The sequence below is a fragment of the Paramylibacter kogurei genome (genome assembly GCF_002742285.1).
Taxonomy (GTDB): Bacteria; Pseudomonadota; Alphaproteobacteria; order Rhodobacterales; family Rhodobacteraceae; genus Amylibacter; species Amylibacter kogurei.
In genome coordinates this window covers 364157-378716 of the sequence record NZ_MDGM01000012.1, presented here as the reverse complement: position 1 = coordinate 378716, position 14560 = coordinate 364157, and the positions used below count along the sequence as shown (strand labels likewise).

General features: G+C 51.8%; 14 protein-coding genes. All 14 read right to left on the bottom strand.

Annotated elements, in window-relative coordinates; all coding sequences use genetic code 11:
- Window positions 1-20: 20 nt before the first annotated feature.
- Window positions 21-1355: a cell division protein FtsA gene (ftsA, locus tag BFP76_RS07310; protein WP_099592500.1), complete on the bottom strand. Its 1335-nt coding sequence runs from the start codon at window positions 1353-1355 to the stop codon at window positions 21-23.
- Window positions 1352-2374: a cell division protein FtsQ/DivIB gene (locus BFP76_RS07305; protein ID WP_099592499.1), complete on the bottom strand. Its 1023-nt coding sequence runs from the start codon at window positions 2372-2374 to the stop codon at window positions 1352-1354. Before BFP76_RS07305 ends, ftsA begins: the two co-directional genes overlap by 4 nt.
- Window positions 2362-3297, bottom strand: a complete 936-nt coding sequence (locus BFP76_RS07300; protein ID WP_240514002.1) for a D-alanine--D-alanine ligase — start codon at window positions 3295-3297, stop codon at window positions 2362-2364. The genes BFP76_RS07305 and BFP76_RS07300 overlap by 13 nt, the downstream gene beginning before the upstream one ends.
- 24 nt (window positions 3298-3321) lie before the next feature.
- Window positions 3322-4251: a UDP-N-acetylmuramate dehydrogenase gene (murB, locus tag BFP76_RS07295; RefSeq protein WP_099593979.1), complete on the bottom strand. Its 930-nt coding sequence runs from the start codon at window positions 4249-4251 to the stop codon at window positions 3322-3324.
- Between the two features lie 5 nt (window positions 4252-4256).
- A complete protein-coding gene (locus BFP76_RS07290; RefSeq protein ID WP_099592498.1) occupies window positions 4257-4508 on the bottom strand; it encodes a DUF2484 family protein in 252 nt (83 codons plus the stop codon).
- Window positions 4505-4759: a DUF2484 family protein gene (locus BFP76_RS07285; RefSeq protein ID WP_099592497.1), complete on the bottom strand. Its 255-nt coding sequence runs from the start codon at window positions 4757-4759 to the stop codon at window positions 4505-4507. Before BFP76_RS07285 ends, BFP76_RS07290 begins: the two co-directional genes overlap by 4 nt.
- Window positions 4759-6153, bottom strand: coding sequence for a UDP-N-acetylmuramate--L-alanine ligase (murC, locus tag BFP76_RS07280; protein ID WP_240514001.1), 1395 nt, complete (start codon window positions 6151-6153; stop codon window positions 4759-4761). The genes BFP76_RS07285 and murC overlap by 1 nt, the downstream gene beginning before the upstream one ends.
- Window positions 6154-6157: 4 nt before the next feature.
- Window positions 6158-7249 carry an undecaprenyldiphospho-muramoylpentapeptide beta-N-acetylglucosaminyltransferase gene (gene murG / locus BFP76_RS07275; protein WP_099592495.1) on the bottom strand — a complete coding sequence of 364 codons (1092 nt, stop codon included), beginning with the start codon at window positions 7247-7249 and terminating at the stop codon, window positions 6158-6160.
- A 9-nt stretch (window positions 7250-7258) separates the two neighbouring features.
- Window positions 7259-8419, bottom strand: a complete 1161-nt coding sequence (ftsW, locus tag BFP76_RS07270) for a putative lipid II flippase FtsW (protein ID WP_099592494.1) — start codon at window positions 8417-8419, stop codon at window positions 7259-7261.
- Window positions 8420-8528: 109 nt separating this feature from the next.
- Window positions 8529-9134, bottom strand: a complete 606-nt coding sequence (locus tag BFP76_RS07265; protein ID WP_165775677.1) for a class I SAM-dependent methyltransferase — start codon at window positions 9132-9134, stop codon at window positions 8529-8531.
- Window positions 9127-10530, bottom strand: a complete 1404-nt coding sequence (murD, locus tag BFP76_RS07260; protein ID WP_099592492.1) for a UDP-N-acetylmuramoyl-L-alanine--D-glutamate ligase — start codon at window positions 10528-10530, stop codon at window positions 9127-9129. Before murD ends, BFP76_RS07265 begins: the two co-directional genes overlap by 8 nt.
- Window positions 10530-11615: a phospho-N-acetylmuramoyl-pentapeptide-transferase gene (gene mraY, locus BFP76_RS07255; RefSeq protein ID WP_099592491.1), complete on the bottom strand. Its 1086-nt coding sequence runs from the start codon at window positions 11613-11615 to the stop codon at window positions 10530-10532. Before mraY ends, murD begins: the two co-directional genes overlap by 1 nt.
- A 9-nt stretch (window positions 11616-11624) precedes the next feature.
- On the bottom strand, window positions 11625-13040 hold the full coding sequence (locus tag BFP76_RS07250) for a UDP-N-acetylmuramoyl-tripeptide--D-alanyl-D-alanine ligase (RefSeq protein WP_099592490.1): 1416 nt from the start codon (window positions 13038-13040) through the stop codon (window positions 11625-11627).
- Window positions 13040-14539, bottom strand: coding sequence for a UDP-N-acetylmuramoyl-L-alanyl-D-glutamate--2,6-diaminopimelate ligase (locus BFP76_RS07245; RefSeq protein WP_099592489.1), 1500 nt, complete (start codon window positions 14537-14539; stop codon window positions 13040-13042). Before BFP76_RS07245 ends, BFP76_RS07250 begins: the two co-directional genes overlap by 1 nt.
- Between the last annotated feature and the right edge of the window lie 21 nt (window positions 14540-14560).

Genomic DNA, 14560 nt, shown 5'->3' with positions numbered 1-14560 from the left:
CGCCGAAGATTATTCCAAATTTACCAATTTTCACGCAACCATTGTGCTGCACGTTTAAACGAACGCCCGCCAACACATGGTGCTGGCATGGCAAAATCCCAGCATTCATCCTGTGGATGCGCCGCATAAAGAGACAGGCCAATACAGGCAGAAAAGTCAGGGCCAGTTGCGGCCTGTGGCAATCCGTGGATGCGCAATGGGCGGCCAAGGCGCACGTTTTGCCCCAGAATGCGGCTGGCGAGCCCTTCCATTCCGGGGATTTGGCTACTGCCACCTGTCAGAACAATGCGTTGGCTTGGCAGGTTATTAAACCCTGCCCCGTCCAATTTGGCGCGGACTTCTTCAAGAATTTCTTCGACACGTGGGCGCATGACGCCGATCAGTTCTGATCGCGATACCTGACGGCGATCAATTTCCCAATCGCCCGTATCACCACCGGTATCAATCATTTCACGATCATCAAGCCCTGTCGCAACCACGCCGCCATGCAGCGCCTTGATTTTTTCCGCCATCGCATGGGGCACTTGCAACCCTTGTGAAATGTCAGAGGTAATATGATTGCCCCCCATGCGCACACTGTCAGCAAAAATCATGTGTTTGCGTAAAAACACGCTTACAGCCGTGGATCCACCACCGATATCAACACATGCAGCGCCCAATTCTTGTTCATCTTCAACCAACGCGGAAATCCCGCTGGCATAGGATGATGATGCAACGCCTGCCAATTCCAAATCACAGCGTTTGATACAGATCAAAAGGTTCTGCATTGATCGGCTGTCGATGGTCAACAGGTGCATATCAACGGCCAATTCATGGCCAATTTGACCCCGCGGATCAGATAATCCCGATGTTTGATCAAGGGCGAAATTCACAGGCATGGCGTGGATTGCTTCGCGCCCTGCGCCATAATCTGGCACATCACAGGCCGCCAAAACGCGCCCGATATCTTGATCTGCGACCAAACCTTTGTCCAAATCAACCTTGCCAACCAAACCATAGGAGCGTGGACGAGCACCTGAAAAACATGCAATCACGTGATCAACACGGATGCCTGCCATTTTTTGCGCACCTTGAACGGCTGTGCGAATGGCACGTTCGGATTCTTCCATGGAATTGATTTCACCAAAACGCACACCGCGCGATTGTGTTTTCGCAACGCCTGCCACACGAAACGCGCCGTGATTGGCAATGGCACCCATGCCACTGGCCGCGTCCACCTGTACAGATGGATCAAATTGCAAAATCATGCAAACAACCTTGGACGTACCCACATCCAAAATCGCAACCACACCGCGTTGTAATGCGGCGCGACGTTTTTGGCGCATGGCTTTTTGGGATTCATACAGGCTGCTCATAATTTTGTTTCCACCCCTAAATTTATGGAACGCACACGGCGCAATTCTTCCATCGCAAATGGCGTCAGGCGCAAATACGGGCGCGACGGATTGCGAAGATCAATGGTTTTTATATCTCTGGCCAAGATTTGTTGTGCAGATTGCCATGCCACCAGCCGTTCAACGGCGGCCACAGGTTCGGTTTCAGGCAGTTGAACAATCTGCCCGCGATCCAGAACCAAATCCCAGCGGCGCGTACCAATGCGCATCAACCCGCGCACACGGTTTTCAAACGGGCGCGCAGCGGCAAAAATCGACATCGCCTGTGCAATATCTGCATTCGCGCCCTCTCCGGCAATCAATGGCAATTTTGCATAATCAAGACGTGATTGCGAAACACCCGCACGAATGCCGTTGGCATCAAGCAATTCTAATCCGTTCTTGTTACGCCAAATCACAACGGGATTGCGCTGTTCGATCACAATATCCAGAACACCGCCTGTGCGCAAAAATAGCGATGCCGCCTTGACGGAATCCAAGGCCTCTATCCGTTTGCGAATGATGGGCAGGTCCAGTTCAAACGAACTGGCAGGCAATTCGATTTGGCTGGCCGCACGCACCTGATCGCCCACACGATCGGTGGCACCACTGACCTTCATCAGATCAACCATGAATTCAGGGCGCGTTTGAATGGATTCACGCGTTTCGGCATAACGCGTTGAAATATGATCGCGCAAACCTTGGTTGTTCACCAAGTAAAACCCAATCGCCAACAGACCAAGTGTTGGGATTGCCGCCTTGGCCATGGAGCGCACCATCGGGGTGAGCCAAAGACGTTGCAATTTATATGATGTTCGGCTGGGCGCGGGATCGCGTTTGGGTAATTGTTTTGATGCCTTTTGGCCAAACAAAGTTTGCGCCGTGCCCTGTGCCACAGACCCCAAGGGTTTGATATTGCTGGAATAGCTTAAATGTTGTTTGGCGGGTTTTTGTCCGTGTGGTTGACCCTGATTTGATGGTTTGCGGTTTATCGGTTGCATGATGCATCCTCCACCATCCAGCGCAATAATGCGCCAAAGCTCATTCCCGTTTTTATCGCCTGTTCAGGCGTAAGCGACGTTGGCGTCAATCCCGGCTGGGTATTGGTTTCAAGCAAGATCAAACCATCCAAACCTTTGCTTTCATCCCAGCGAAAATCGGTACGCGAAACACCGCGACAGCCCAACGCATCATGTGCGCGTACTGCGTAATCCATGCAAGCGTCAAAAATATCGGATGGGATATCGGCGGGGACCTCGTGTCGGGAACCGCCAACCTCGTATTTCGCGCTGTAATCATACCAGCCATCGGTGATAATATCGGTCACGGTTAATGCCCGATCACCCATGACGGTGGTGGTCAGCTCACGCCCTGGGATAAATTGTTCAACCATCAATTCATCGGGCATGTCATCAGCCATTGACGCAATCGCGTTTGACCCTTCTTGCACGATATAAACGCCCACGGATGAACCCTCGTTATAAGGTTTCACAACATAAGGTGCGGGCATGGGGTGCCCCGATAAAACATCCGCTTTTGAAACAAGTTTGCTTTCGGCCACTGGCAAGCCTGCCATGCGATATGCAACCTTGGTTTTTTCTTTGTCCATGGCCAGTGCGGATGCGTAAACACCCGAATGCGTGTATGGAATTTGCAACCATTCCAATATGCCCTGAACACAGCCATCTTCGCCCCAACGACCATGGAGCGCGTTAAAAACAACATCTGGGTTTTGTGCTTGCAAATCGGCCGCCAGCGTTGGACCTGCATCCAATTCCGTAACTTCAAATCCTTCGCCGCGTAACGCAGATGCAACTTCATGCCCTGAACTCAACGAAACATCACGTTCCGCCGAAGGGCCGCCCATTAATACCGTCACACGGGTGATTGCCTTGCTCGACATGCCCGCCTCTTTCCCCGACATTTATGATGCCTTTGGGGTTTCTTATTATTCGTTTGCGAATTCTCCGACCCGCATTATTTCCCACACTAATTCAATTCCGCTATTTTGGAAAACCTTTTTTCGCACTTCTTCGCCCAAGTTTTCTAAATCTGCGGCAGATGCGCCACCCTTGTTAATCAGAAAGTTGGAATGCATGGGCGACATTTGTGCGCCCCCTATCATGGCACCGCGCATTCCTGCATCATCAATCACCTTCCACGCCTTTAAATCATGGGTATCATCGGCACGCCCTGTCGAGCTAAACCCAGCAGGATTGCGAAATGTGGAACCGCATGATCGTTCCTTGGTCGGTTGGGTTTTTTCGCGTTTTTCCAACGCATCGGTCATTTTTTGCTCGATGGTTTCAGGATCATCCGCGATCCCTTGTAAAACAACCGATGTGATAATCATCCCATCGGGAATATTTGTGCTGCGATAAGCAAAGCCCATATCATCTGGCGTTAACGTCACACGTTGCCCATCGCGTGTGATTGCATCCGCCGACACAAACGCATCGGCGGTGTAAACACCATAACAGCCCGCGTTCATTTTGACCGCCCCACCAATTGCGCCGGGGATCGTGCGCAAAAATGCCAGATCAATTCCAGCGGCGGCGGCTTTGCGTGCCACATGTGCATCTAATGCTGCACAACCCACGCGCACGCGGGTATCATCAAGAATTTCAATGCCGTTAAATCCACGCCCCATGCGCACAACAACACCGCGTATCCCACCATCGCGGATAATCAGATTGGAACACACACCAATCGGAAACACGGGAATGTCAGCGGGTAAATTTTGTAAAAACGATTGCAGATCATCCAAATCAGCCGGTTGAAACAAAACCTCTGCGGGGCCACCAACACGCAGCCACGATAAATCCGCCATCGGGCGATTGGGCGTTAGTGTTCCACGGGTTTCGGGCAGATTTTTCATTGCAATCACTCTTTGGTAAACAGGCCTTCGATATAGCGCCAAGCATAGTAGACAGGCCAGCGCAAAATCCATCCGCCACCCAACAGTGCCAGAAAACCAACCAGCCACCCGTTTTCATAGGTCACCCACCCCAATAACGGAATGCCAATCGCCATCAGGATATAGGCACGGCGCCAGTGGTTATCATTGGATGGGATCATCGCCAATACATTGGCCACCAAAAACCAAATGCCTGCACAAAGAAGGGAAAGGTTCATGGTAATGTCTCGGTTTCAAGGCCACGTGCGCGGCGATAAAAATAGCGCAATGGATTGCTAAACATGGATGCAAATGCGCAAAACCCAGCGAGCGATATCCACCAGCCGTAATCATATCCGATCCAAATGATCAAAATCGGGGCTGCGACCAGTAATAATAAACCCGGTTTCATCTGCCAGCGCATCGGAAACATTGCCACAATGGTGGAACAAATCACCCAGATCGCAGCAAGGATAAGCGACCATGCCATTAGCCAAGAACCTTTGGCAGGTTATTGGCCCAAGCGCTGATCGTGCCCGCACCCAAACAAATCAACATATCACCCGGTTTGCATTCATTTTTCACAAATGCTTGCAATGCGGCCTCGTCATTTACGGCAACTGCGGCCTTGTGCCCATGACGGGTTAGGCCAGTCACCAAATCTGATTGGCTGGCACCTTCTATCGGGTCTTCGCCAGCGGCGTAAATTTCGGTAATGCCAACGATATCGGCATCGTTGAAACAGCCACAGAAATCCTCAAATAAATCATGCAAGCGTGTGAAACGGTGGGGTTGATGCACCGCGATTACGCGCCCTTGTGTTGATTGACGCGCAGCGGATAACACCGCCTTGATTTCCACGGGGTGGTGGGCGTAATCGTCGATCACGGTCACGCCGTTGACATCACCCACTCGGGTAAAGCGGCGGTTCACGCCTTTGAAATTTTTCAAAGCATCTTTGATTTCATCCAATTTCACCCCCAAATGGCGCGACACGGCGATGGCCGCCAATGCGTTGGATACATTGTGATCGCCGGGCATGGGCAGGATAATGCCATCAATGCGTTTTTCTTCGCTTTGCAATGCCACATCAAACACCGCCATCCCGTTTTCATAGCGCAGGTTTTCCGCACGCACATCGGCCTGTTTATTGAAACCATACGTAATGACGCGTCGATCGTGCATATTGCCGACCAATGTTTGCACTACGCCATGATCTGTATTGCAAATCGCCACGCCGTAAAACGGGATGTTATGCACAAATTGGTTAAACGCGGCGTGCAGGTTTTCCACCGTGCCGTAATGTTCCATATGCTCTGGATCGATATTGGTGACAACGGCAATGGTCGCGGGCAGTTTGTTAAATGTGCCATCGGATTCATCCGCTTCAACCACCATCCATTCGCCACCACCCATACGTGCGTTGGATCCGAATGCGTGAATGATACCACCATTGATCACAGTTGGATCAACACCGCCTGCCTCAAGCAATGTGGCGACCATTGTTGTGGTTGTGGTTTTGCCATGTGTGCCCGCAATCGCCACGTTTGATTTCAATCGCATCAATTCGGCCAGCATTTCTGCGCGGCGCACGACGGGCAGCCCCATTGCACGCGCAGTGTCCAATTCAGGGTTGCCCGGTTTGATCGCGGATGAAATCACGATCACCTCTGCCCCATCAATATTTTCGGCGCGCTGGCCTTCGAATATTGTGGCACCCATTTGCTCCAAACGATCCGTGATCTTGCTGGTTTTAAGGTCAGACCCTTGCACGGTATAGCCGTGGTTTAACAACACCTCGGCAATGCCAGACATGCCAATGCCCCCAATCCCCACAAAATGTATCGGGCCAAGTTGAGTGGGGAGTTTTGTTACTGCGTTCACGATACTATCCTTTGTGGGCCAAGTTTTGCACGAGATCGGCCAATTCTGTTGCTGCGTCAGGCTTGCCAGCATTCAAAGCTGCCGCCGCCATTTTTTCCGCACCTTTTGGTTCTTGTAAAACCGATTTGATGCAATTTGCCAGTGTTTCAGGGGTCAATTCATTTTCAGGGATCAAAATTGCCGCATCCACCCCTGATAAACCACGGGCATTGGCGGTCTGATGATCGTCCATTGCGATGGCCAGCGGGATCAAAATAGATGGGCGACCAATCACGGAAATATCGGCAACGGATGATGCACCCGCACGCGATACGATCAACTGTGCCTCTGCAATACGTTCGGGGATATCGTCGAAAAATGGGGATACTTCGGCCATCACACCTGCATCGGCATAGGCTGTGGTGGTGGCATCAACGTCTTCTTCGCGGGCCTGTTGTGCGATACGCAAATGCCCGCGCAAATCATTGGGCAACAAGGCGACCGCCGCTGGCATGGTTTGTGACAATATCCGCGCACCCTGTGATCCGCCAATGGCCAGAACGCTCATCGGCCAATCACCAGGGCTTATGTAATTTGCCCCTGCGCGTTCACGCACAACACCGCGCACAGGGTTGCCGACATGCACAGCATTGGTTCCCGTGGGCAGGATTGTCGGCCAAATCGAACAGGCAACCACATTCACAGATTTTGCGAATTTTTTATTCACGCGCCCCAAAACACCGTTTTGTTCATGGATAATGCGTGGGATTTTCAACCAACCCGCGGCAACCATTGCGGGGATGGCAGGATATCCACCAAAACCCGCAACCACATCGGGGCGATCTGATCGCATGGATTTTTTCGCGGCCATCGCGCCCGATAAAAGTTGAAACGGCACAGAGAGTTTTGCCAGCAATCCACCACGTGCAAATGTGCCTGATTGCACGACCTCAATTTCAACCGCATCGGGGAAACCGCCCGTGTAGCGTGCGCCGCGTGGGTCGGTGGATAATTTCACCCGCCAGCCACGGTTTAACATTTCTTCGGCGAGCGCTTGGGCGGGGAACATATGCCCGCCTGTGCCACCCGCAGCAATCGTTAATAAAGGTTGCACCATGATAAAACCCTAACCGTTGCGAAGCGCGTCAGACATGTCACCCTGTGGGCGGCTACGTGTAAATGCGAGCAACATACCAAGTGCTATGCCCCCCGCCACAAGCGATGAACCACCATAGCTGATGAACGGGAGCGTCATGCCCTTGGCAGGAAGTAACCGCACCGCAACGCCCATATTGATCAAGGCTTGCATGCCAAACAATGCAACCAGCCCAGTGCCCGCAAGGCGAATAAACACATCGCGTTCATTCATCAGGCGAAACAATGATCGCACGGTCAGCGCCATGAATAGCGCGATGATGAATAATACCATGACCAGCCCGTATTCTTCGGCAGCGACGGCGATGATGAAATCGGTATGCGCATCTGGTAGTGACCATTTCACCGTGCCTTCACCGACACCCACACCAAAAAATCCGCCCTCTTGGATGGCGTTGGTGGCATAGCCAAGCTGTGTCCGCGGATCGACCTCTGGGTTTAAAAACCCATCAATGCGCCGCGCAAAGTGTTCAGAATTATGATACGCAAGATAGCCAAACCCTGACACGCCCAGCGCCATCAGTATCAATAAAATCACGGGCGCACCCGCCACGAAATACATCAAACCCCATGCGGCCAAAACCAATGATGCTTGTCCAAAATCAGGCTGCATTGCCAAAATGAATGTTACAACAATGGCCACAATAAACGACCAGCGTTTACCGGGTGGGCCACCCACATCAAAAGATGCGGCCATCAACCAAGCGCAAAACACCACAAAACAAGGTTTCAAAAATTCGGATGGTTGCAATGATGTGAAGCCCAGCGAATACCACCGTGTTGCACCTTTGCCAAAATCAGTGCCCAAAACAGGTAGCAATAAGATAGCGATAAATCCAATGGCAAAGCCAAACACGCCTAATCGGCGAATGGTGCGTGGTGACATCATCGAGGTGACAATCATCGCCGTGAGCGCAACGCCACCAAAAAACACTTGTTTATAAACGTAATAAAACGGGGTTAACCCGTTTCGCTCTGCCAATGGCACCGATGCTGCGAGGCCAAGCAATATCCCGACACAAAACAAAATCACCACTGCGAAAAGTGACCAGCGATCCAAACTGCGCCACCAACGTGGAAGAATCGGATCACCCGGCTGCGATGCAACCGTACCAAATACCATATCTGTCATGAGAGCCTGCCTGCCTTCATATCTGATTTACTGCCTGATGCTGCCTCATTTTTTGGGTCAGCTTTTTGTTATGGGGTAACTATACACGAAAAATCTTACAGTTCCAGCATTATGACCCAAGCATTGCCAACCAATGGGAAAACCCTGCGCAATCGGGATCTTGGGCGGTGAATTGGATATTTGAAAACCCGTTTTCGACTAATAGCTGGCGATAATGATCGGGGGCAAGGCTTGCGTGATACACGGGGGTATTGGCAACGGTTCCATAAACTTCGCCATCTTGATGACCCGTGGCGACGAGGATTGCACCATTTGGTTCCAGCCAAGTTGCAAATTTTGGGAACATGGCGATTTGATCGACACCTGTCAGATGAAACAGACCAGACCAACATATGATTGCATCATACTTTTCATCACTCGCAAAATCGCGCATGTCCGATGTGATCCATGTATGATCCGGAAATCGACTTTGGGTGATTGCAACCATTTCAGGGGCGAAATCAACGCCCGTGATCCGTGCACCCTGTGCAATCAAATATGCCGCCACAGGTTCGCCTGCTCCACTGCCCAGATACAAAATATGCGGATTGTCAGGACAGCGCGCCAACAGCGCATCCAACACCGCTTTTTCAAACAAGGATTTGTTGCGCCCTGCATCATATTCCATCGCCGCGCGGCGGTATAGTTTTTGGGTATCCTCGTACGGATCAGCCATCCAAATGCGGGGTGACCGCCGCAATAAATGCATCACCGCGTTTTTCAAAATTGGGGTATTGATCAAAACTGGCACAGGCAGGAGCAAGCAGTATCACATCACCCGCATCGGCATCCGCCACCGCCGCGGCGACCGCGCGTTCGATGGTTTCGCATTGTGATTGTGGTGTGGTTCCCAATTGGCTGGCGAAATCTGTTGTTGCCTCGCCAATCAAATAGGCCTTTTTGACACGATCAAACAGCGGCGCAAGCGCGGTAATACCACCCTCTTTCGCCTGACCGCCGACAATCCAGCGGATGTTTTTAAATGCCTTCAGCGCCTGTTCGGCGGCATCGATGTTGGTTGCCTTACTGTCATTGACAAAAAGCACATCCTTGCCTTTGCCAAGAACCTGACAGCGATGCGGCAGACCTGGATAGGTTTTTAAAGCGGCTTCAATCACCTTGGGTGGGATGTTCAAGCTGCGACATGCAGCATAGGCGGCACAGGCATTTTGGTGGTTATGCGCACCGGGCAGACCAACAATATCGCGCAGATCAATCGATGCGACCTGTCGGTTTTTGCGCCATTCCGCCAAGAACCCCTTGCGGGCAAATACGGACCAACCTTGGCCTTGCAACTTTTGCCCAGATGAAATGGCGATCACGGGATCACCCGTTTTATCTTGGCGAATTTGGTTGGCTAAAAAACGCCCCTCTGGTTCATCCACGCCGATGATGGCCTTGTCTGGGCCGCCCTCGATAAACAAACGTCGTTTGGCCGCGAAATAACCGCCCATGCCGTTGTGACGATCCAAATGATCAGGGGATAGGTTCATAAACACAGCAACATCAGGCGCAAGTGCGCGCGCCAGATCCGTTTGATATGATGACAATTCCAACACCACCACATCGCCATCGCGCGCCGGTGGTAGATCAAGCACACCGCGCCCGATATTACCCGCCATCGTGGCATTGCGCCCAGCGGCGTTCAGGATGTGTTGGATTAACGCGGTGGTTGTGGATTTTCCATTCGACCCTGTGACACAAATCACCTTGGGGATAGTGTCAAATTTTTCCCAATCTTGCGTGGCATAAGATCGGAAAAACAATCCGATATCGTTATCCACAACCACACCATGCGACCACGCCTTTTGCACAATCGGATGGGGCGTTGGATAAAGATGTGGAATGCCGGGCGATACGATCAAACTCACCACATCTTCCCATGATTTATCTTTGGTTAGATCGGCAACTTCGATGCCTTCATCCAAAGCCTTTTGGCGCGCGGCCTCGTTATCATCCCAGACAACAGGAATGGCACCACCCGCCCGCAGCGCCAGCGCCGCCGTGAGGCCAGATCGCCCAAGGCCCAGCACGGCAACCTGTGCATCGCGATATCCACGAACGGGGATCATTAACGCAGCTTCAACGTTGCCAGACCGATCAACGCTAAGATCAGCGCGATAATCCAGAAACGGATAACGATTTGCGATTCATGCCAGCCCTTTTTTTCAAAGTGATGGTGAATGGGCGCCATCAAGAAAACACGACGACCTGTGCGTTTGAAATAAAGAACTTGGATAATCACCGACAATGCTTCGACCACGAACAGGCCACCGACAATGGCCAACACCAATTCGTGTTTGGTGGAAACCGCGATTGCCCCAAGTGCACCGCCCAAGGCCAACGAACCTGTATCGCCCATAAACACCGCGGCGGGTGGTGCATTATACCATAAAAACCCAAGCCCAGCGCCGATGAGCGCCGATGTAAAGACCAACAATTCACCCGTACCGGCCACGTAATGCACATCCAAATATTCGGTAAAGTCGGTCCGTCCCACCACATATGAAATCGCACCAAGCGTACCACCCGCAATAATCACAGGCATAATCGCCAAACCATCCAACCCATCGGTCAGGTTCACGGCATTGGCAGCACCCACAATGACGATCATCGCAAAGGGAACAAACAAGAACCCAAGGTTAATCAATGTATCCTTGAATACAGGCAGTGCGAGTTGATTTGTCAATTCCGCAGGATGCAATTGCGTGGCCCAATACCCCGCGATCAATGCAATCACCAAGCCAATGCCCATACGTGCCTTGGACGAAAACCCAGCAACGGTTTGCTTTGTCACCTTCAGGTAATCATCAACAAATCCGATCAAACCAAAACCAACCGTCACCATCAAAACCAGCCAGACAAACCCATTGTCGGACCGCGCCCAGAGAAGCGTTGAAATAATCAGCGTGCCCAAAATCAGCACACCACCCATGGTGGGCGTGCCTGCCTTTTGGATGATATGGCTTTCGGGGCCATCATCGCGAATGGGTTGGCCTTTTTTCTGTTTGCGTTTCAAAAAATTGATCAGCGGGCGACCAAAAATAAAGCTTAGGAACAAGGCTGTGAAAAATGCAGCACCTGCGCGAAAGGTGATATATCGAAAGATATTGAATATATCCCCGCCGTCAGACAGCTCACTCAGAAAATAAAACATCGGTGTCCCCTATTTATACTGTAGCTTTTGGATGGATTTCACCACCAACGCCAGCCGCGACCCTAACGAGCCTTTGACCATAACCACATCACCCGCGTCCAGCAATTGATGTACTTTGTCCGCCATTTGTTGCGCATCTGCAAACCACGTGCCGCGTTTTTCAACGGGCAATGCATCATGCAGCGATTGCATCAATGCACCCGCCGTGTGGATGATATCAACCTGTGCGATCGCATCATGTTGCGCCAATTCCGCATGCATTTCATGTTCTTTTGGCCCCAGCTCCAGCATATCACCCAGAAACGCAATGCGGCGTCCCTTGCGAATACGCCCAACGTTATCAACGGGTTGCGAGGCCGCCAGCACATCCAGCGATGCCCCCATCGACGTGGGGTTGGCGTTATAACTTTCGTCAATTAATTCCAGCGATGCACCGTCAATATTGGCCAGTTCAATCGTTTGGCGGGCTCCGCGTCCGCTGGGTGCTGTGAATTCTTGCAATGCCAGCATCGACATCGCCAGATCGCCACCCGCACCCACCGCAGCAGCAAGAACCGCCAATGCATTCATCGCCAGATGTTTGCCAGGGGCAGAAAGTTTAAACATGATCGGATCACCAAATGCCGTGGCGGTGACATTGGTGGTATCGTTGCCGATAATTGCATCTTGCAACTGGTAATCTGCGCCCGCGGTTTGGCCAAATCCGATCAGGTTTGCACCCGCATTTACCGCGCCATCTTGTAAAATTTTTGTGGTGGGGATGTCGATATTAATGATGGCCGCGCCACCCTTGCGCAACCCATCAAAGATTTCAGCCTTGGCATGGGCGATTTCATCCACGTCTTTGAACGCCGCCATATGCACCGCCGCCACTGTGGTCACAATCGCCACATCCAGATCGGCCATACGCGCCAGTGGTGTGATTTCATTTGGATGGTTCATACCAATTTCAATCACGGCAAAATCGGTGTTTTCAGGCATCCGCGCCAACGTTAGGGGCACACCCCAATGGTTGTTAAAACTGCGTTCTGCAGCGTGCACACGACCTTGTCCCATCAAAGCGGTGCGTAGCATTTCCTTGGTTCCTGTTTTACCAACGGACCCTGTCACGCCAATCACTTTGGCAGATGTGCGTTTGCGTGCAAATCGCGCCATGTCTTCCAACGCTGATAATACATCATCAACGATCAACAGCGGTGCATTTGGGGAAACGCCATCGGGGATGCGTGAAACCAATGCAGCGGCGGCACCTTTTTCGAGCGCTTGTGCAACAAAATCATGCCCATCGCGCTGATCTTTCAGTGCAACAAAAATATCACCCTGTTCGATTTCGCGCGTATCAATCGACAATCCGTTGGCAACCCAATCAGTGGTCGATCGACCACCTGTTGCCAAAACCGCATCTTTTGAATTCCACAATTCCATTACGCACCCATTCCATCCAAAGCAGCAACAGCAACGCTGGCCTGTTCCACATCGTTAAACGGCAATACATCATTGCCAATGGTTTGCCCGGTTTCATGCCCCTTGCCCGCGATCAACAATGCATCACCCGGTTGCAACGCATCGATGCCACGCAAAATTGCCTGAGCACGATCGCCAACATTATTGGCATCAGGACATCCTTGCATCACCATTTCACGAATGCTGGCTGGGTCTTCGCTACGTGGATTGTCGTCCGTTACAAACACCACATCGGCATTTTCTGCCGCAGCCGCACCCATCAATTTACGCTTGGACGTATCGCGATCACCGCCTGCACCCAACACCACGATCAACCGCCCCATGATATGGGGGCGCATCGCGCGTAACGCGGTTTCAACCGCATCTGGTGTATGGGCATAGTCAACAAAAACAGGTGCACCGTTTTGACGTGTTGCCGCCAATTCCATACGCCCAGAAACGGTGCGCATTTCGGCAAGTGTATCAAACACATCCTTGGCCTGTTCACCACTGGCAATCACAAGCCCTGCCGCCATCATCACATTTTGCGCCTGAAACCCGCCGATCAAAGAAAGACGCACCGTGCGCACATCGCCGCGCCATGAAAATCGCACATCTTGGCCGGTTGCGTCAAAGCGGCTGTTTAATATTGTAATATCGCAATCGTTTGACCCGATGGTGATCACATCTTGGCCGCGTGCCTCGGCCAGCGATTTGATATCCACGCCACGTGGATCATCCATATTGATCACTGCTGACCCTTCGGGCGGAAGGACGCGGGTAAATAACCCTGCTTTGGCATCAAAATACGCCTCGAACGTTTCGTGATAATCCAAATGGTCTTGGGTGAAATTGGTAAATCCTGCCGCCGTCAGATACACGCCATCAAGACGGCGTTGATCAAGCCCATGCGATGATGCCTCCATCGATGCATGGGTGATGCCCGCATCGGATAATTCGGCCAGCAATTTGTGCAAAGTTACGGGTTCTGGCGTTGTATGGCTGAGCGGAGCAGTATACGCGCCCTCGACCCCAGCAGTGCCAAAATTGGTTGCTTGTTTGCCAAGGTTTTCCCAGATTTGACGGGTGAAATTGGCCACAGATGTTTTGCCGTTTGTGCCCGTGACCGCTGTCATGGTGGCGGGCTGTTTGGCATAAAACCGCGCCGCAGCATGCGCCAGATCAAGACGCGGATCATCGGATATGATGAATGGGACGTCCAGCTTGGCCACATTGCGTTTGGCAATTTCAAGCCCCGCCGCATCGGTTAACACGGCCGCTGCATCCATGCGCAATGCGTATTGGATAAATTCGCCCCCATGCCCGTTGACCCCACACATCGCGACAAACAAATCACCCGCATTTGTTTTGCGGCTGTCGACACAAATACCGAGAATTTGCGGATCGGCATCCACCATCCCTGCGTTGGCCGTAAGCCCCATTTCCAAAAGAGATTTACCAGCAGGTTTCGCGTTTGCCATTTATATGCCTTTGACTCTGTC